Raw genomic sequence first — 17,931 nt, forward strand, 5'->3', positions numbered from 1 at the left:
AGCGCGCCGAATCCTGCGGTGGTTGAGCCTGCATACAAGGCTCAACCACCGCGCGTGACACTTTATTCGGCCTCCTAGGCGAGCCCGGAGTGGCTTTTCTCTGCCAATTGGCGTTCCGCGGTTTCCACGACGTTGGCGAGCAGCATGGCCCGGGTCATGGGACCCACTCCCCCGGGGTTGGGCGAGAGCCATGCAGCGACATCCGCCGCCGCAGGGTCGACGTCGCCCGTGACCACCGCCTTGCCGTTGCCGTCGTCAACCCGGCTGACGCCGACGTCGAGCACGATCGCGCCGGGCTTGAGGTCCGCGGCCTTAATCATGTGCGGCTGTCCGGCGGCGGCGATCACGACGTCGGCCTGCCGGAGTTCGGCCGGCAGGTCCACCGTTCCCGTGTGCGCGAGGATGACCGTGGCGTTGACGTCCTTGCGGGTCAGCAGGAGGCCCACCGGGCGTCCGATGGTGACGCCGCGGCCCACGACGAGCACGCGCTTGCCCTTCAGGTCGATGCCGTGCCGGGTCATCAGCTCCACGCAGCCCTTGGGCGTGCAGGGCAGCGGGGACTTCATGGGTCCGCTGACGTTGGCCACGAGCCGGCCCAGGTTCATCGGGTGCAGGCCGTCGGCGTCCTTGTCAGGATCCATGGCCTCGAGGATGACGTCCTGGTTGATGTGCGCCGGCAGCGGCAGCTGGACGATGTAGCCGGTGCAGGCCGGGTTCTCGTTGAGTTCGCGGACCACGGCCAGGAGTTCGTCCTGGGTGGTTTCCTCGGGCAGGTCGCGGCGGATGGACGTGATGCCCACCTCGGCGCAGTCCTTGTGCTTGCCGCCCACGTACCAGGTGCTTCCGGGATCAGAACCCACCAGGATGGTCCCCAGTCCGGGGGTGATGCCCTTGGCCTTGAGCGCGGCCACGCGCCCGGTCAGCTCGGCCTTGATGGTAGCGGCTGTGGCCTTGCCGTCAAGGATCTGTGCGGTTTCAGCCGCTTTTGCAGAAGCCATGGCCTACCACTGCTCGTGCTGCGGGTACAGCGGGAAGTCGGCGGCGAGCTTGTCCACGCGGGCCTGCAGGGCTTCCACATCCGTGGCCGCGCCGGACTTCAGGGCGGCGGCGATAATGTCCGCCACTTCGGAGAACTCCTCGGCGCCGAATCCGCGGGTGGCCAGGGCAGGGGTGCCGATGCGCAGGCCGGAGGTGACCATCGGCGGGCGCGGGTCGAACGGCACCGCGTTGCGGTTCACGGTGATGCCCACGGAGTGCAGGAGGTCCTCGGCCTGCTGGCCGTCCAGCTGGGAGTTTCGCAGGTCCACCAGCACCAGGTGCACGTCGGTGCCGCCGGTCAGGACCGAGACGCCGGCGTCGGCGACGTCGGCCTGGCCGAGGCGTTCGGCGATGATCTTGGCACCCTCCAGCACGCGTTCCTGGCGCTCCTTGAATTCCTCGGTGCCGGCGATCTTGAAGGCCACCGCCTTCGCGGCGATCACGTGCATGAGCGGGCCGCCCTGCTGGCCGGGGAAGACGGCGGAGTTGAGCTTCTTGGCCCATTCCTGCTTCGCCAGGATGACGCCGGAGCGCGGGCCGGACAGCGTCTTGTGCACGGTGGAGGTGACGACGTCGGAGTGCGGGACCGGGCTCGGGTGCAGTCCGGCGGCGACGAGGCCGGCGAAGTGCGCCATGTCGGTCCAGAGCAGCGCGCCGACCTCATCGGCGATCGACCGGAATGCGGCGAAGTCGAGGTGGCGCGGGTACGCGGACCAGCCGGCGATGATGACCTGGGGCTTTTCGGCGATGGCCTGCTCGCGCAGCTTGTCCATGTCGATGCGGAAGTTGTCTTCCTCGACCTGGTAGGCGGCCACGTTGTAAAGCTTGCCGGAGAAGTTCAGCTTCATGCCGTGGGTGAGGTGGCCGCCGTGGGCCAGGGAGAGGCCCAGGATCTTGTCCCCCGGGGTGATCATGGCGTGCAGGGCCGCGGCGTTGGCCTGCGCGCCGGAGTGCGGCTGGACGTTGGCGTATTCGGCGCCGAAGAGCTCCTTGACGCGGTCGATGGCGAGCTGCTCGGCGACGTCGACGTATTCGCAGCCGCCGTAGTAGCGGCGTCCCGGGTAGCCTTCGGCGTATTTGTTGGTCAGGACGGAGCCCTGGGCTTCCATGACCGCGCGCGGGGCGAAGTTTTCGGAGGCGATCATCTCCAGGGTGCCGCGCTGGCGGCCAAGTTCCTGGGCCAGGACGGCGGCGATTTCAGGGTCGAGTTCGGCCAGCGGCTGGTTGCTCACGGCGGCTGAGGTGGCGGTGGTAGTAGTCACGAGGAACTCCTGGTAGGCACGGGAACGGCTATTGGTCAGGCTACCGGCATGCCCGTTCCACCGCCCCTTGGTTACGGCCCCCTTGACGGCGGGCCGCGACAGCGGCGGAAGGCACCTGCGCGGGTGCCAACAAACGGGCCGGCAGCGGTGGTGCTGCCAACCGGTAAGACATGACCCTCGGCCCAGGCGTACGATCCGTGGTCTTCGTGAGTGCCGCTCCCTGATGGTTAGCCATCCAACGCCAGTTGCGACGGGGTTAACACTACCAAAACCCTTGCAAAACTGCCCCTGAAGCGCGGGTAGGCTGTTGTCCGTGACTAACGAGTTTCCCACCTCCTCCTACATCCTTACGTTGTCCTGTCCCGACCGGCCGGGCATCGTGCACGCCGTCGCCGGCGCCCTGCTCGTGGCGGGCTGCAATATTACGGACTCCCAGCAATACGGCAGCCAGGGCACCGGCACCTTCTTCATGCGGGTGGAGGCGACGACCACGGCTCCCCTGGCGGAGCTGCAGGCGGCGCTGGAGCCCGTGGCGCAGGCATTCGGGATGCAGTGGAGCCTCAACCCGGCCGGGCGCAAGATCCGCACCCTGCTGATGGCCAGCACCTCGGCCCACTGCCTGAACGACCTGCTGTTCCTGCAGCGCTCCGGCACCCTGCCGATCGACATTCCGGCCATCGTGTCCAACCACCGTGACCTTGAAGGCCTGGCGGAGTTCTACGGCATCCCGTTCCACCACATCCCGGTCACGGCGGACACCAAGTTCCAGGCCGAGGACGCGCTCCGGGCGCTGATGAAGGAACACGACATTGAGCTCACCGTCCTGGCGCGGTACATGCAGATCATTTCCGACGATCTGTGCAGCGAACTGACGGGCAAGGCCATCAACATCCACCACTCGTTCCTGCCGTCCTTCAAGGGCGCCAAGCCCTACCACCAGGCGCATGCCCGCGGCGTGAAGCTCATCGGCGCCACGGCGCACTACGTCACCGCGGCCCTGGATGAGGGACCCATCATCGAACAGGAAGTCATCCGGGTGGACCACCGGCGCACCGCCGAGCAGTTCGTCCAGATGGGCCGCGACGTGGAGGGCCGCACCCTGGCCCAGGCGGTGCAGTGGCATGCCGAGCACCGCGTCCTGCTCGACGGCAACCGGACGGTTGTTTTTAACTGATTCCGGTTGTTTTTAACTGAATCCCGACATTGACTAGAGCCATGGAATCCATTCGGAGGGACCGGCTCGAGTCATTCGTGTCCCTGTTGAAGTCCGAGGGGCGGCACGGAGTGCTGGGGCTCGACTGCGGCGCGGGCGTCGATGGGCTGCATTTCGTGCAGTCCGGCATCCATTTCACCGGCGTGGACATGTCCGAGGAGAGTATCCGCGCCGCCCGGGCACGCGGGCTGGAGGCCAGCGTGGCGGGCCCGGAGTCGCTGCCGTTCGCGGACGCCGCGTTTTCCTCGGTCTGGGCCGTGGACGCGTTGTCCGGCCTGCCGCCGGAGCAGTGGGACGACGTCGTCCGGGAACTTGGCCGGGTGGCGGAACCCGGCGCCCCGATCGCCGTCGTGCTTCCCGTACCCGACCCGCGCGGCGGGGGCGACAACCGGGACGACAACCGGGACGACAGCGGGGGCGACAGCGGGGGCGACAGCCAGGGCGACCGTTTCACCGTCCTCCGCTCCCCCGCCTGACACCACCAGGCCCGCGTCCACCCAACTAAGCGCTAGCCGGTGGGGTGGGGGCGGCGTGTTCTAGGCTGAAGGCATGGCTCCCCTTTACGCATTCGCCGGCACGAGCCCGGCCGTCCATGACTCCGCCTTCATCGCCCCCACGGCCTCGGTGATCGGCAACGCCACCCTGGCCGAAGGCTCGAGCGCCTTCTACGGCGTCTCCGTCCGCGCCGACACGGCCGCCATCACGGTGGGCGCCGGCAGCAATCTACAGGACAACGTGGTGCTGCACGCCGACCCCGGTTTCCCGTGCAGCGTCGGCGCGCGGGTCAGCGTGGGCCACAGCGCCGTCGTGCACGGCTGCACCGTCGAGGACGACTGCCTGATCGGCATGAGTGCCACCATCCTCAACGGGGCAGTGATCGGCGCCGGCTCGCTCATCGCGGCGGGCGCCGTGGTGCTGGAGGGCACGGTCATCCCGCCCCGCTCGCTCGTCGCCGGAGTTCCGGCCAAGGTCCGGCGCGAGCTCAGCGACGAAGAGTTCGCGGGCGTCCAGCACAACGCCGCGCACTACCAGGAACTGGCACGCGCGCACCGGGAACTCCACGCCGGCTAGGACGCGCTTCCGCTCTCACGACGCACAAGAGCCCTGGGAGCCCCGCAATTCGGCCGTCCCCGGGGCTGTTGCGCATCGCGAGCGTGTTTGCGTGTCGGCGATCGTTCCGATGCATCAGTCCAAGGCGATCGGGCCAATGGCGTCCAGCAATTCGCCCGGTCCTGGGTTTGTTGCAGACGTCCTACCGCCGAGGTGGTTAAGCACGCCCCAGACCGCGTTGAGGCCCGTGGTGACGGCGCCTTCGGCCCAGCCTGCAGTAAAGGACACGTCGTCTCCGGCCAGGAAGATGCCGCGCTGTTCGGCGGGCAGCCCGTCCTGCTTGAAGTGGGTGAAGAGCCGCTGCTGGTAGCGGTAGTGTCCCGGCAGGTTGGCTTTGAAGGCGCCCATGAAGTTGGGGTCGGCCTCCCAAGAGACCGTGATCGGCTGGCCCACAATGTGGCCGGCAATGTCGACGCCGGGATAGATCTGCTCCAAGGAGTGAAGCATGAGCCGCACCCGTTCTTCCGCGTCGAGCGCCAGCCACTTCAGTGCGTCATCGTTCCACGTATAGGACAGCAGGATCACTGCGGGCTGGTCCGGGCCGTTGTCCAGCAGGTAGGTGGCCCGGTTCAGCCGGTCGGTCAGGGTCATGGAAAGGACCTCCCGGCCCGTTTCCGGGTCGGTGTCCTTCCAGAACGGCCGGTCGACCATGACGAAGGTCTTCGAGGACTGCATGTAGTGGGAGCGTTCGACCGCTGTCCACAGCTCGGCGGGAAACAGCGACTCCTCGGTGTGGATCCGCGTGGACAGCAGCCAGGACTGGCACGTGGTCACCACCGCGGGGTAGGCGGACTCACGTCCCCACCGTTCGCGGATCCGGAAGTCACCGGCGCCGTCGCGGGCGATGCGGTCCACGGCGCCCCGCGGGGCACCTCCGTGCAGGGACGCGAGGGACGTGCCGTCCGGCCAGTGGGCGATGCCCGACGGCGCGTGCTCCCAGAGCGCCTCGGGGAGCCGCTGGGCGCCGCCGGCGATGAACCGGTGCTGGTCGTCGGCGTCGGTGTAGACGACCCGGAGGATTTCGAGGATGGAGTTGGGGAAGTCGGTGTCCCAGCCGCCGGTGCCGAACCCCACCTGCCCGAACGCTTCGCGGTGGGCGAAGCCGGCCTCCTTGAAGGAGTCGCTGCCGGCGATGAAGCCGTAGAAGGTTTGCTCGTCGAGCTCCGGGAGCAGCGCGTTCCACAGTTCCTTGATCCGCGCGGTGTCACGGTCACGGATGGCCGCCTGCATCTCGGCGAACCGGGCGCCGCCGTTCACAGCCGCCTTCCAGGCCTCCGCCACCTCCAGGAAGAACGGTGGCAGGTCCGCCGCCGTCTCCGCGTAGTACTTCCGGCCCGCAAGCTCGATCACGGTGCTGGAGGTGGCCGGCGCCAGCGGATTGGGAAATTCACAGGTCTGCAGCCCGAGCAAGTCCACGTAGTGGTAGAAGGCCTTGCCGGAGACCGGGAACCGCATGCCGCCAAGGTCTGCCACGATGCCGGGTGCGGACGGGAAGCTGGTGGTCCTCAGCCGGCCGCCGATCCTGTCGGCCTCGTAGACCACAGGCCGCAGGCCCAGCTTCATGAGTTCGTAGGCGGTCACCAGCCCGGACAGGCCGGCGCCGACGACCGCTACCTCCGTCCCGTGCAGTTCGGGCGGCACCGACCCCAGTCCGTCGGGGTGGGCCAGGTAGTGGTCGTAGCTGAACGGGAAATCCGGATTCAGCATGGTGATGGGCGCCTCGGCCGGACGGGTGCCGGCACGGGCGGCGGCCGGTTCTGGGGCCGGCAGTTCGGTGGCGGTCGTCATGAAATTTCAGCCTTCATTTTCTCGGTTGTGGTGGTGTTTGCGGGGCGGCTTGATAGCTCACGGTATTCCTCGCGGCTCAGAGCGGCCAGCCTGGAGTTCCTGCGGCCGTAGCCGAAGTAGGCGGCCAGGCCGACCAGCATCCAGACGCCGAAGACCGCCCAGGTCTCGGCGCCGAGGTTGGCCATGAGGTAGGCGCACATGAGGGCCCCGAGAAGCGGCGTCAGCGGAAAGAGCGGGACGCGGAAGCTGCGCGTGAGCCCCGGACGGCTCCGGCGCAGGTAGATCACAGCCAGGTTGACCAGGGCGAACGCGAACAGGGTGCCGATGCTGGTCGCGTCCGCGAGGGCGCCGAGCGGCACCAGGCCGGCGGTCAGTGCGACAGCGGTGCCCACGATCAAGGTTCCGGCAACCGGCGTGCCGGTCCGGGCCGAGACCCGGCTGAAGACCTTGGGCACCAGGCCGTCGCGCGACATCGACAGCAGGATCCGGGTCTGCCCGTAGAGGACGGTCAGCACGATGCTGGCGATGGCCAGCACGGCACCGACTGCGAACACGACGCCGACCCATGGCTGGCCGGTGATTTCCTCGAGGATCTTCACGAGGGCCGCTTCTGTGCCGTCGAACCAGCCCCAGGGGCGTGCGCCGATGGCAGCGACGGACACGAGCACGTAGATGCTGGTGACGATCAGCATCGAGAGCAGGATGGCCCGCGGGAGGTCGCGCTTCGGGTTGCGGGCTTCCTCGCCGGCGGTGGAGGCGGCATCGAAGCCGATGTACGAGAAGAACACCCGGGAGGCTGCGGCTGAGACGCCGGCGGCGCCCATCGGCATGAGCGGTTGGAAGTGTCCGCCGTTGAAGGCGGTGAAGGCCACGGCGCAGAAGAACAACAGGATGCAGACCTTGACCAGGACGATCCCCGTGTTGATCCAGGCGCTCTCCTTGGCGCCGCGGACCAACAGCACCATGGCCAGGGTGACAATTACCATTGCCGGCACGTTCAGCACTCCGCCCGCTCCCGGCGGTTGCGAGATGGCGTCGGGGAGTCCTAGGCCGAAGACCGCCAGGGCCTCGTTGACGTACTGGCCCGCGCCGACCGCCACGGCTGCCACCGAGACGGCGTATTCGAGCACCAGGCACCAGCCGCAGATCCAGGCCATTCCCTCGCCCATGGTGGCGTAGGTGTAGGAGTAGCTGGATCCGGCGGCGGGCACCAGGCCGGCCATCTCCGCATAGGAGACGGCGGACAGCAGTGCCGCGAGCCCGGCAATGGCAAAGGAGATCCAGATGGCCGGGCCGGCGAGGGGCACGGATTCGCCCAGGATGACCAGGATACCGGTGCCCAGCGTGGCGCCGACGCTGATCATGGTCAGCTGCAGCACGCCGAAGCTGCGGACCAGCCGAGTGCCGCCGTGCCCGGTTTCGGCTTCGCTGACCAGCTGCCCGATCGGCTTGCGGCGCAGAAGCTGGGCGGTGATTCCGGGACGGCCGGCGGCGGCCGGCGGGCGTTCCCCGATCAGAGTTGGCACAGTCATCGTTGACGTCCTTATCTTCAGTAGTGGTCGGTTTCCCCTGACCACACTAGGCATGTGAGCTACTTCTCACCCTTGTGCAAAAAAACCTGTAGCCTTCCGTCATGAGACTTAATGCACTGCGGGCCGCGCGTCCGGTGCGGCGGGACGGGGGCCGCCGGCGTGGCCGCTGAGGACTCCGAGCGGTTTGGTTTCGTCACACTGGCGCAGTTCCTGCGCCAACTGCCGGCGCTCGGTGTCATGCACGACGGCGGCAACGGCGACGAGCGCCTGCGCTGGGTAGAGCCCAGCGAGCTGGACGATCCGACGCCCTACCTGCTCGACGGGGAGTTCCTGCTCACGGCAGGCCTGCCGTTCGTGGGCGATGGTGGCAGCGAAGCGACGGTGGACGCCTATGTGCGGCGCCTGGTTGAGGCCCGTGTGGGCGCCCTCGGCTTTGGCCTGGAGCCCTACTTCGAGGCCGTGCCGGCCGCTGTGGTCCGGGCCTGTCGGGAGCACAACCTGACCTTGGTCTCGATCCCGGGGAGTATCCCGTTCGCCGCGCTGGGGCTCGAGTTCTCCCGGCTCCTCGAGTCGGACAACGCCAAGACATTCCGCCAACTGGCCGACACTAACCGGCAGCTCATGCGGGCGGTCTTGTCCGCGCGGCCCGAACACGAACTCCTCGCGGCCCTGGTGCAGCGCGTGCCGGTCTGGGCCGTGCTGGTCGGAGCCGACGGGCGGGTCCGCGCCCGGGGCTCGGCCGCTTCCCCCGGCGCGCCCGGCGCCGGCACTGCCGCCGGCGCCGTGCCAGGAGTTGACGCCGCCGCTTTGCAGCCTCTGCTGGCCCGGCTGCTTTCCGGCAGCGGCCCCCGGGTGGAGACGGATTCCTTCGACGCAGACGGCTCGGCGCTGGTCTTCGGGTATCCCCTGCGCAGCACCCGGGACGCCAATCTCGGCGGCCTTGTCCTCGGCACCGACGCTCCGCTCACCCCGGCCCAGAACAGCGTGGTTTCCACCGCCGTCGGGCTACTGGAGTTGCTGGTCCGCCAGCGCACCAGCGGTTCATTGGCACCCAGCCAGCTGGCCACGGCGCTGTTGCTGCATCCGGAGAGTGTGGCGTCGGGAACTGCTCGGCAGGTCAACGGGTTGAAGGACCTCCTGGCACAGAGCGTCTCCTCCACCCGGTCCGGCCAGCTGCGCGTCATCCAGGGCGTCCGGGTGGACGCCGCAACGGGCAGCGACCGGGCGGCCGCCGGACCGCGGCGAGCGGGCGACGGCCCCGTGCGGGAGCTGCTCGAATGGCGCAGGCTGTTCGACACGAAGCTGGTGGAGCACACCGACTACGGCTTTGCCGCCATCACCCGCCTGAAAATCGACGACACCCTGCTCGCCGAGGTGGAGCGGCTCGGCTGGCGCCTCGTGATCGGCAGCGACACCGAGTTCGCTTCCCTGGCGGACGCCTACCAGCTCGCCTCCTCGCTGCGCAACCGTGTGCTGACGAGCCGCCGGAGCGTCCGGGCCGAGGACATCACCTGGTCCGTGGCGGGCCTGCTGGGCTCTGAGGCCGGCACCATGCTGGCGGACCGCCTGCTGGCGCCCCTGCTCGCCCTCGAGCCGGAACGCCGCGATACCCTGCTGGGGATCCTGCGGGCGTGGCTTGGTGCGAACGGCAGCTGGGACGCGACGGCAAAGGCCAGCGGGCTGCATCGCAACAGCGTCCGCCGGCAGGTCGGCGTCGTCGCTGAACTGCTTGGCATGGACCTCAACCAGGCTCAGGCCCGCGCGGAGTTGTGGATCGCGCTCCAGTACATCACCCGGGACGATCAGGGCGGTCCTGGCACGCCAGGCGCGGCGGCGGCGGGGTTGCCCGGAGCTGGGGCGGCCGTCGCATCACCGGCGGTCGCAGCTCCCGCCGGTCAGATGCCCCAGGAACGGTAGATGTCCGGGCGGCTGTCACGCAGGTAGTCCACGGCGTCATCGGCAGCGGACGCCCTGTCCGTCGCCTCCGCGCCGGCGTCCGCGGTCCGCCCCAGTTCGGCAAAGAGCAGTTCCGCCCCGGTACCGCCGGCGGCCAAAACCGTGCCTTCCGCGCCGGCAATGATGCTGCCGCCGCGGAAGTCGTAGCCTTCCTCCCTGCCGGTGTGGTTGGCATACGCAACCGTCAGCTGGTTCTCCAGCGCCCTGGCCCGGACCAGTACCTGGGGCACAGCCTCGAACCCGCCGGCGAGTGCCGTCGGCACCAGCAGCAGTTCGGCGCCGCGCACGGCTGCGGCCCGTGCTGACTCGGGAAACTCGATGTCGTAGCAAATGACGAGGGCGGTCTTGAGCCCTTGGAATTCCACCACGCCGGGGGCGGCCGCGGCCGGCGCAAATGCTGCGCGTTCGTCGGGGCCGAACAGGTGCACCTTCTCATAACTGAGCAGTTCGTCGCCGGACGCGTCAACCAGTGTGGCAGAGATGCGCCATTCTCCCGCAGGCGTCACGGCGGGGAGGCTGTAGACCAAGCCAATGCTGTTGCGCCGCGCGATGCTGGCCAGTGTCTGCCGGAGCGCAGGCAGCGTGCCGGGATCGAAGGTGGACCTCAGCCGGCGTGGGGCATAGCCAACGGGGAAAAGCTCCGGCGTCAGGAGTAGCTGCGCTCCCGCGTCGCCCGCCTGGCGCGCCCCTTCCTCCACCGCGGCACAGTTGGCTTCAACATCAAGCACGCGGGCGTTCGCCTGCATCAGGGCCAGCAGCACCATTACCACCTCACGACTCGCCGGTAGTCCGCAGGAGCGCTGCGGACTCTCTGCTTCCAGCGTAGCCGCGCCCGGGCGCACCATGCGGTGCAATTCCTCCCCGCCAGACAAGGAACAGGGCAGAACGCCCCACGGATGCTGAGGACCTGGAGTTAAGCAGCCGCGCGTCCTGAAAACCGGACTGGCCGTTACCAATGCGTTAACTTCTTGACTACAAGCCGCGGATGAGTCACGCTTCATTGCATGCCCTCACCAACGAGCTCAACGAGGAGCCGAACCAAAAACCCCGGATCGCAGTCCGCCCTCCGGCATCTGAACCAGCAGCGGATCATTGAATGTCTCCTGACGGGCCCTTCCACCCAGGCGGAGCTGGCCCGCCAGACCGGGCTCTCCACAGCCACGGTCTCCAATATCGTCCGGATCATGCAGGAGGCCGGGTTGGCCTCGACCGAGCCGACCACCAGCTCCGGGCGGCGCGCCCTGAACGTCCGGCTCAACAGCAACGGAGCCGTCGCCGTCGGCATCGACTTCGGCCGGCGGCACCTGCGCGTCGTGCTTGCCTCGCTCAGTTATCACGTGGTCGCCGAGGACTCCGTCCTGCTTCCCCTGGGCCACCGCGCCGAGGAGGGCATCCAGGCCGCCGTCGGGGTGCTGGACCGGCTGCTCGCGGACAGCGGTGTGGAGCGCAGCGCCCTGGTGGGTGCCGGCGTCGGGATTCCCGGCCCCATCGACCGGCGCACGGGAACGGTGGCGCAGGGCGCGATCCTGCCCGAATGGGTGGGCATCAACATCCTCAAGAGCCTCGAGGAAGCGCTTGACCTGCCCGTATTCGTTGACAATGACGCCAATCTGGGCGCCCTCTCCGAAGTCACGTGGGGGCCGCACAGCGGGATCGACAACTTGATGTTCCTCAAGATCGGTTCGGGCATCGGCGCGGGGCTGATCCTCAACGGCGTCCCGTACTACGGCAACGTCGGCATCACCGGCGAGATCGGCCATGCCACCATCCACGAGCACGGGCTCATCTGCCGCTGCGGGAACCGGGGATGCCTGGAAACCATCGCCTCCACCACCACCATGATCGAACTTCTGGGCCGCGGCGAGGACCGGCCGCTCTCGCCCGGGGACATCGTCCGCAAGGCGCTGGAACGGGACTCGGCGACCCTGCGCGTAGTGGACGACGCCGGCCTCGCCGTCGGGCGCGCTTTGGGCAACGTGGCGAACCTGATCAATCCGAAAGTGATCGTGGTGGGCGGCCCGCTGGCAGATCTCGGCGAGCTGCTCCTGGGCCCCATCCGGCGCGGCCTTATCCGCCACGCCGTCCCGGTGATCGGCGAGTCGACCACCCTCACGATGTCCTCCCTGGGCGACCGGGCCGAAGCCCTCGGGGCCACCGCACTGGTGTTCCAGCACGCCGGCATCCGGCGGAACTGAGCATTTGTTATCGGGCCGTTGCGTTAAAGACTTGACGACAATGGCGTGAGCTAGTTTACTTTTCCATCAGACGGCCCTGCGGTTTGCAGGGGCGGACAACGAAGTCATGCATTGGAGGCGTAAGGGCAGATGACGTCCCTCAACACGCACAGCGATCCCGTAATCCTCGAGATGCGCTCCATCACCAAAGAATTCCCCGGCGTTAAAGCATTGGCCGATGTGAACCTGCGCGTGAAGGCCGGTGAAATCCACGCCATCTGCGGTGAGAACGGCGCCGGGAAGTCCACCCTGATGAAGGTGCTCTCAGGCGTCTACCCCTACGGCACGTACGCCGGGGACATCGTTTACCAGAACGAGATCCAGCAGTTCAAGGACATCCGGGCCAGCGAGCACGCCGGGATCGTGATCATCCACCAGGAACTGGCGCTCATTCCCGAACTGTCCATCACGGAGAACATCTTCCTCGGCAACGAGCCCACCAAGCGCGGCGTGATCGACTGGGCCGAGGCCCGCACCCGGACCACCGAGCTGCTGGCCCGGGTGGGGCTGCGGGAGGACCCGGACACTCCGATCAAGGAGATCGGCGTCGGCAAGCAGCAGCTCGTCGAGATTGCCAAGGCCCTCAATAAGTCGGTCAAGCTCCTGATCCTGGACGAGCCCACGGCGGCGCTGAACGAGTCCGATTCCCAGCACCTGCTGGACCTCATGCTGGGCCTGAAGGGCCGCGGCATCACCTCGATCATCATTTCGCACAAGCTCAACGAGATCGAACAGATCGCCGACGAAATCACGATCATCCGCGACGGCAAATCGATCGAGACCCTCAATGTGAAGGAAGACGGCGTCGACGAGGACCGGATCATCAAGGGCATGGTGGGCCGGACACTCGAATCCCGGTTCCCGGACCACGAGCCGAAGATCGGCGAGGTGCTCTTCGAGGTGAAGGACTGGAACGTCGGCCACCCGCAGATCCAGGACCGCCTGGTGTGCAAGAACTCCTCGTTCTTCGTCCGCAGCGGCGAGATCGTCGGGTTCGCCGGGCTGATGGGCGCCGGCCGCACCGAGCTGGCACGGTCGGTGTTCGGGCGCTCTTACGGCCGCTTCATCTCCGGCCATATCTACAAAGAGGGCAAGGAACTGCAGCTGCGCAACGTCCGCCAGGCGATCGACGCCGGGCTGGGGTACGTCACTGAGGACCGAAAGTCCCTGGGCCTGAACCTGCTGGATGACATCAAGGCCACCACGGTCTCGGCCAACCTGCGCAAGATCACCAAGCACTTCGTGGTGGACGCCAACAAGGAATATGCCGTCGCCGAGGAGTACCGGAAGTCGCTGCGGACCAAGACGCCCTCGGTCGAGGAAGGCGTCGCGAAGCTCTCCGGCGGCAACCAGCAGAAAGTCGTACTGGCGAAGTGGATGTTCACCGACCCGGACGTGCTGATCCTGGATGAACCCACCCGCGGAATCGACGTCGGCGCGAAGTACGAGATCTACGGCATCATCCAGCGGCTGGCCAACCAGGGCAAGGCAGTGATCGTCATTTCCTCTGAGCTGCCCGAACTGCTGGGCCTCTCGGACCGGATCTACACGATTTTCGAAGGCGCCATCACCGGCGTGCTGAACAAGGACGAAGCCAGCCAGGAAAACCTGATGAAGCTCATGACGTCCGCCCGCAAGACCGCCTCACCCTCTGGGAATCCAGAACTAGCCGAACTACCCGGAAACAAGGACTGAACAATGAACGCGCTCAAGAAGCTCTTTGGCGGCAACACCCGCCAATTCGGCATGATCTTCGCCCTGGTGGCGCTGATCGTGTTCTTCGAGATTTTCACGGAGGGCCGCACGCTCACATCGGGCAATGTCATCAACCTCTTCAACGGCAACTCCTACATTCTGATCCTGGCCATCGGCATGGTGCTGGTGATCATCGCCGGACACATCGACCTTTCCGTGGGTTCCGTCGCGGCCTTCGTGGGCGTCTGCGTGGCCCTCTTCATCCGCGACTGGGGACTGCCCTGGTACGTCGGTGTCCTGCTCGGGCTGCTGCTGGGCGTCGCCATCGGGGCCTGGCACGGCTTCTGGGTGGCCTATGTCGGCATACCCGCGTTCATCGTGACGCTGTCCGGCATGCTGATCTTCCGTGGCGCCAACCAGTTCGTCGGCAAGTCGAACACCATCCCCGTCCCGACGGATTTCCAGTACATCGGGTCCGGCTACCTTCCCGAGGTAGGCCCGCAGACCGGGTACAACAACCTCACCCTGCTGCTGGGCCTCGCCGCCGTCGCGTACGTGATCTACAGCGAAATCCGCTCACGCCGCAACGCCAAGGCCCTCGGCGCCGAGGTCCCGGAGACCTGGGTCATGGTCCTCAAACTGGTCCTGGTCTGCGGCGCCATCCTCTACGCGACCTACCTGTTCGCCACCGGCCGGCCGGGCACGTCCTTCCCGATCCCGGGCCTTATTCTGGCCGTCCTGATCCTGATCTATGGTTTCATCTCCGCCAAGACCGTCATCGGCCGGCACATCTACGCCGTCGGCGGGAACCGGCATGCCGCTGAGCTCTCCGGCGTCCAGTCCAAGAAGGTCAACTTCCTGGTGATGATGAACATGTCTATCCTCGCCGGCCTGGCCGGCATGATCTTCGTCGGCCGCTCCACCGCCTCGGGCCCGTTCGACGGCGTCGGCTGGGAACTGGACGCCATTGCGGCCGTGTTCATCGGCGGCGCCGCGGTCACCGGCGGTGTGGGCACCGTGATCGGTTCGATCATCGGCGGCCTGGTCATGGCCGTGCTGAACAACGGCCTGCAGCTACTCGGCGTCGGCGCCGACCTCACCCAGATGATCAAGGGCCTGGTCCTCCTGATCGCTGTCGCATTCGACGTCTACAACAAGTCCGCGGGCAAGAGGTCCGTCATCGGCATGCTGATGAAGAACTTCGGCCGCAGCAGCGAGATCAAGGCCGACGAGACCACTCAAACCAAAGAGGTCATCTCAAGGGGAATCTGATCCACTATCCCGGTTCCCGAATCCCACAATTCTCCGCACACCACCAAAAGAAAGAGAACCAAGCAATGCGAATGATTGGTACAGCAGGAAAGGCGGCAGCAATCGCTGCCATTGCGGCACTGGCGCTGACAGCCTGCGGCCGTTCCGACTCCGGAACGTCCAGCGGATCTTCCTCCGGAGGCGAGGCCTTCCCGAAGGGCTCCTCGATCGGCGTCGCGCTCCCCCAGAAGACCTCGGAAAACTGGGTTCTGGCGGAGCAGCTGTTCAACGACGGCCTCACCAAGGCCGGCTACAAGCCGGACGTGCAGTTCGCCAACGGCGGCGTGTCGGACCAGCAGAACCAGATCAGCGCCATGATCACCAAGGGCGACAAGGTCATCATCGTCGGCGCCATCGACGGCGCGCAGCTGGGCACCCAGCTCAAGCAGGCCAAGGACGCCGGCGCCACGATCATCGCCTACGACCGTCTGCTCCTGAACACCCCGAACGTTGATTACTACGTGGCCTACGACAACTTCAAGGTCGGCGAACTCCAGGGCCAGGCGCTGCTGGACGGCATGAAGGGCAAGAAGCCCTCCGGCCCGTACAACATCGAACTCTTCGCCGGCTCCCCCGATGACGCCAACGCGAAGGTCTTCTTCGACGGCGCCATGAGCGTCCTGAAGCCGAAGATCGATGACGGCACCCTGAAGGTCCTCTCCGGCCAGACGAGCTTCGAACAGGCCGTTACCCAGGGCTGGAAGGCAGAGAACGCCCAGAAGCGCATGGATACCCTGCTCGCCGGAACCTACGGCTCCGCCCCGCTTGACGGCGTGCTGTCCCCGAACGACACCCTGGCCCGCGCCATCATCACCTCCGTCAAGGCCGCCGGCAAGCCGATCCCGATTGTCACGGGCCAGGACTCCGAGGTTGAGTCGGTTAAGTCCATCATGGCGGGCGAGCAGTACTCCACCATCAACAAGGACACCAACGCGCTCGTTGAGCACGCGATCACCATGGTCAACGACATCCAGGCCGGCAAGACGCCTGAGATCAACGACGACAAGTCCTACAACAACTCGGTCAAGGTTGTTCCGGCATACCTGCTGAAGCCGGTCATCGTGACCAAGGACAACGTCCACACGGCCTACGTCAACGACCCGGTACTCGGCCCGATCACCAAGCAGTAGTTCCCGCCCGTCGCGCGCCACGCCAGCGCCAGCCAGGCAGCAGAGCCCCGGTTCTCCCCGCAAGGGAGGGCCGGGGCTTTTGCGTTGCCGGCGCTAACATACCGGGTTTGCGACGCCGGGGCGGGCGCCTCACAGCGGAACCATAGCTTCACCGGGAGATGCACACAGCAGCCCGTACCACTGTGGGAGCAGCCGCCGGGCATTCCGCCCGGCAAAAGACACCCAAGAAAAATTAGGAGTACCGTGAGCGTTCTTGCCCGGAGTGTAGGCAACGCCTTTCGAAACAAGGTCAGGACCGCCGCCGTGGTGGCCGTGCTGGCCGTAGCCATCGGACTTGCCCTGGCCATGCTCGTGGCCAACCAGGCCGTCGCCGGCAAGGTCGCCGAGCTGAACGCCTCCGTTGGCACGGTCCTGACCGTGAACCCGGCCGGGGGCCAGGGTTTCGAGGGCGGCGGCGAGCCGCTGACCGCCACGCAGGCGGCCACCGCAGCGGCCGTCCCCAACGTCACGAGCGTGGTTGGCACCAAGGCACTGCGCCTGCGCAAGGCCACTGAGGCCGCTGCCCAATCCGCATCGGGTCAGGCCGGCCCAGGAGGCGGCCCGGGCGGCCAATCAGCCACCACCGTGACCACGAGCCTCACCGCCGCCGTCGACGCCGGAACGCTCGGCAACCGCAACCAGGCAGCCACCGGCACCACCGGCACCACTGGCGCCACTGGTACAGGGCAGGCCGCCCCGTCCTTCTCGCTGCCCGTTGCCGCGACCGGCATCGGCGCCGAGGTGGACTCCACCGGCAAGGCGCTGGTACTGACGCAGGGAACCGGCCTGGGCGACTACGCGGCGGAATCCACCGGCGCCCTGCTCGGCACCACGCTGGCCGAGAAGAACGGTCTAAAAATCGGCTCGACCTTCACCATCGGGGACAAGAACTTCACCGTCAAGGGCCTCTTCGACGCGGGCACGGCCTTTGGCAACAACGCCCTCTACCTGACCCTTCCGACCGCCCAGACCCTTGCCGCCCTCCCCGGCGAGCTGTCCACCATGATCGTCACCGTCAACAGCATGGAAAACGTCGACACCGCCAAGACAGCCCTCACGACGGCGCTCGGCTCCGACAAGGCGGACGTCACCCAGGGCCAGCGGAACCTGCAGACCGCCGTCAGCTCGCTGGACAGCGTCAAGAACATTTCCTTCGTCGCCTTCGCTGCGGCCCTCGCCACCGCCGGCCTGATCATCCTCCTGATCATGGTCATGCTGGTCCGGGAACGCCGCCGCGAGATCGGCGTCCTGAAGGCCATCGGTGCCCCTAACCGCACCATCGGCCTGCAGTTCGTGCTCGAGGCCCTAGTCCTGGTGGCCCTGGGCAGCGTGGTGGGCGCCGCCGTCGCTTCCTTTGCCAGCGGCGGGATAGCCAGCGCCCTCATCAGCTCCAGCAGTACGACGGCGGCTACCGGCCAGCGCGGCCCCGGCGGCTTCCCCGGCGGCCAGGGCGGCCCGTTCGGCGGGGCCAGCCAGCTGCTGACCTCCGTGACAGCGAGCGCCTCCCCCGGGGTTATCGCCACCGGCATCGCCGCGGTGTTCGGCGTCGCCATCATCGGGGCGCTCGTTCCCTCGCTGCTCACGGCACGCATCCGTCCCATCGAAGTCCTCCGAGGAGAATAG

General features: G+C 67.2%; 14 protein-coding genes. 9 read left to right on the top strand and 5 right to left on the bottom strand.

Going from position 1 to position 17,931, the window contains the following annotated elements; translation table 11 throughout:
• Window positions 1-74 precede the first annotated feature (74 nt).
• The gene (locus ACFVVK_RS08405; protein ID WP_390265881.1) at window positions 75-998 is read right to left on the bottom strand and encodes a bifunctional methylenetetrahydrofolate dehydrogenase/methenyltetrahydrofolate cyclohydrolase; all 924 of its coding nucleotides are present in this window, start codon (window positions 996-998) and stop codon (window positions 75-77) included.
• 3 nt (window positions 999-1,001) lie between these two features.
• A complete protein-coding gene (glyA, locus tag ACFVVK_RS08410) occupies window positions 1,002-2,300 on the bottom strand; it encodes a serine hydroxymethyltransferase (protein ID WP_390265883.1) in 1,299 nt (432 codons plus the stop codon).
• A gap of 313 nt (window positions 2,301-2,613) precedes the next feature.
• On the opposite strand from glyA, the gene purU reads away from it, so the two are divergent.
• The 3 genes from purU to ACFVVK_RS08425 all read left to right on the top strand — a co-directional run bounded on the left by purU (window position 2,614) and on the right by ACFVVK_RS08425 (window position 4,584).
• Entirely contained in the window at window positions 2,614-3,474 is an 861-nt protein-coding gene (purU, locus tag ACFVVK_RS08415) for a formyltetrahydrofolate deformylase (protein ID WP_390265885.1), read from the top strand.
• A gap of 41 nt (window positions 3,475-3,515) precedes the next feature.
• Entirely contained in the window at window positions 3,516-3,989 is a 474-nt protein-coding gene (locus ACFVVK_RS08420) for a class I SAM-dependent methyltransferase (protein ID WP_390265887.1), read from the top strand.
• Between the two features lie 73 nt (window positions 3,990-4,062).
• Window positions 4,063-4,584 carry a gamma carbonic anhydrase family protein gene (locus ACFVVK_RS08425; RefSeq protein ID WP_390265889.1) on the top strand — a complete coding sequence of 174 codons (522 nt, stop codon included), beginning with the start codon at window positions 4,063-4,065 and terminating at the stop codon, window positions 4,582-4,584.
• Window positions 4,585-4,698: 114 nt separating this feature from the next.
• Here ACFVVK_RS08425 and ACFVVK_RS08430 read toward each other — a convergent pair whose 3' ends face one another.
• Complete coding sequence (locus tag ACFVVK_RS08430; RefSeq protein ID WP_390265891.1) at window positions 4,699-6,411, bottom strand: flavin monoamine oxidase family protein; 1,713 nt, start codon at window positions 6,409-6,411, stop codon at window positions 4,699-4,701.
• Entirely contained in the window at window positions 6,408-7,943 is a 1,536-nt protein-coding gene (locus ACFVVK_RS08435; RefSeq protein ID WP_390265892.1) for an amino acid permease, read from the bottom strand. Before ACFVVK_RS08435 ends, ACFVVK_RS08430 begins: the two co-directional genes overlap by 4 nt.
• A 111-nt stretch (window positions 7,944-8,054) precedes the next feature.
• On the opposite strand from ACFVVK_RS08435, the gene ACFVVK_RS08440 reads away from it, so the two are divergent.
• Complete coding sequence (locus ACFVVK_RS08440; protein WP_390265894.1) at window positions 8,055-9,860, top strand: PucR family transcriptional regulator; 1,806 nt, start codon at window positions 8,055-8,057, stop codon at window positions 9,858-9,860.
• On the opposite strand, the gene ACFVVK_RS08445 is transcribed toward ACFVVK_RS08440, so the two are convergent.
• Window positions 9,839-10,663, bottom strand: a complete 825-nt coding sequence (locus tag ACFVVK_RS08445) for a nitrilase-related carbon-nitrogen hydrolase (RefSeq protein WP_390265896.1) — start codon at window positions 10,661-10,663, stop codon at window positions 9,839-9,841. The two genes, ACFVVK_RS08440 and ACFVVK_RS08445, sit on opposite strands and share 22 nt — an antisense overlap.
• A gap of 240 nt (window positions 10,664-10,903) precedes the next feature.
• On the opposite strand from ACFVVK_RS08445, the gene ACFVVK_RS08450 reads away from it, so the two are divergent.
• The 5 genes from ACFVVK_RS08450 (at window position 10,904) to ACFVVK_RS08470 (ending at window position 17,931) form a co-directional block, all read left to right on the top strand.
• Entirely contained in the window at window positions 10,904-12,094 is a 1,191-nt protein-coding gene (locus tag ACFVVK_RS08450; RefSeq protein ID WP_390265898.1) for an ROK family transcriptional regulator, read from the top strand.
• A gap of 129 nt (window positions 12,095-12,223) precedes the next feature.
• Window positions 12,224-13,828: a multiple monosaccharide ABC transporter ATP-binding protein gene (gene mmsA, locus ACFVVK_RS08455; RefSeq protein ID WP_390265900.1), complete on the top strand. Its 1,605-nt coding sequence runs from the start codon at window positions 12,224-12,226 to the stop codon at window positions 13,826-13,828.
• Between the two features lie 3 nt (window positions 13,829-13,831).
• Complete coding sequence (gene mmsB, locus ACFVVK_RS08460; RefSeq protein WP_390265902.1) at window positions 13,832-15,100, top strand: multiple monosaccharide ABC transporter permease; 1,269 nt, start codon at window positions 13,832-13,834, stop codon at window positions 15,098-15,100.
• 65 nt (window positions 15,101-15,165) lie between these two features.
• Window positions 15,166-16,269 (top strand): substrate-binding domain-containing protein, encoded by a 1,104-nt coding sequence (locus ACFVVK_RS08465; RefSeq protein WP_390265904.1) that lies wholly within the window; start codon window positions 15,166-15,168, stop codon window positions 16,267-16,269.
• A 243-nt stretch (window positions 16,270-16,512) separates the two neighbouring features.
• Window positions 16,513-17,931 carry an ABC transporter permease gene (locus ACFVVK_RS08470; protein WP_390265906.1) on the top strand — a complete coding sequence of 473 codons (1,419 nt, stop codon included), beginning with the start codon at window positions 16,513-16,515 and terminating at the stop codon, window positions 17,929-17,931.

Source organism: Arthrobacter sp. NPDC058192, assembly GCF_042883665.1.
Taxonomy (GTDB): domain Bacteria; phylum Actinomycetota; class Actinomycetes; order Actinomycetales; family Micrococcaceae; genus Arthrobacter.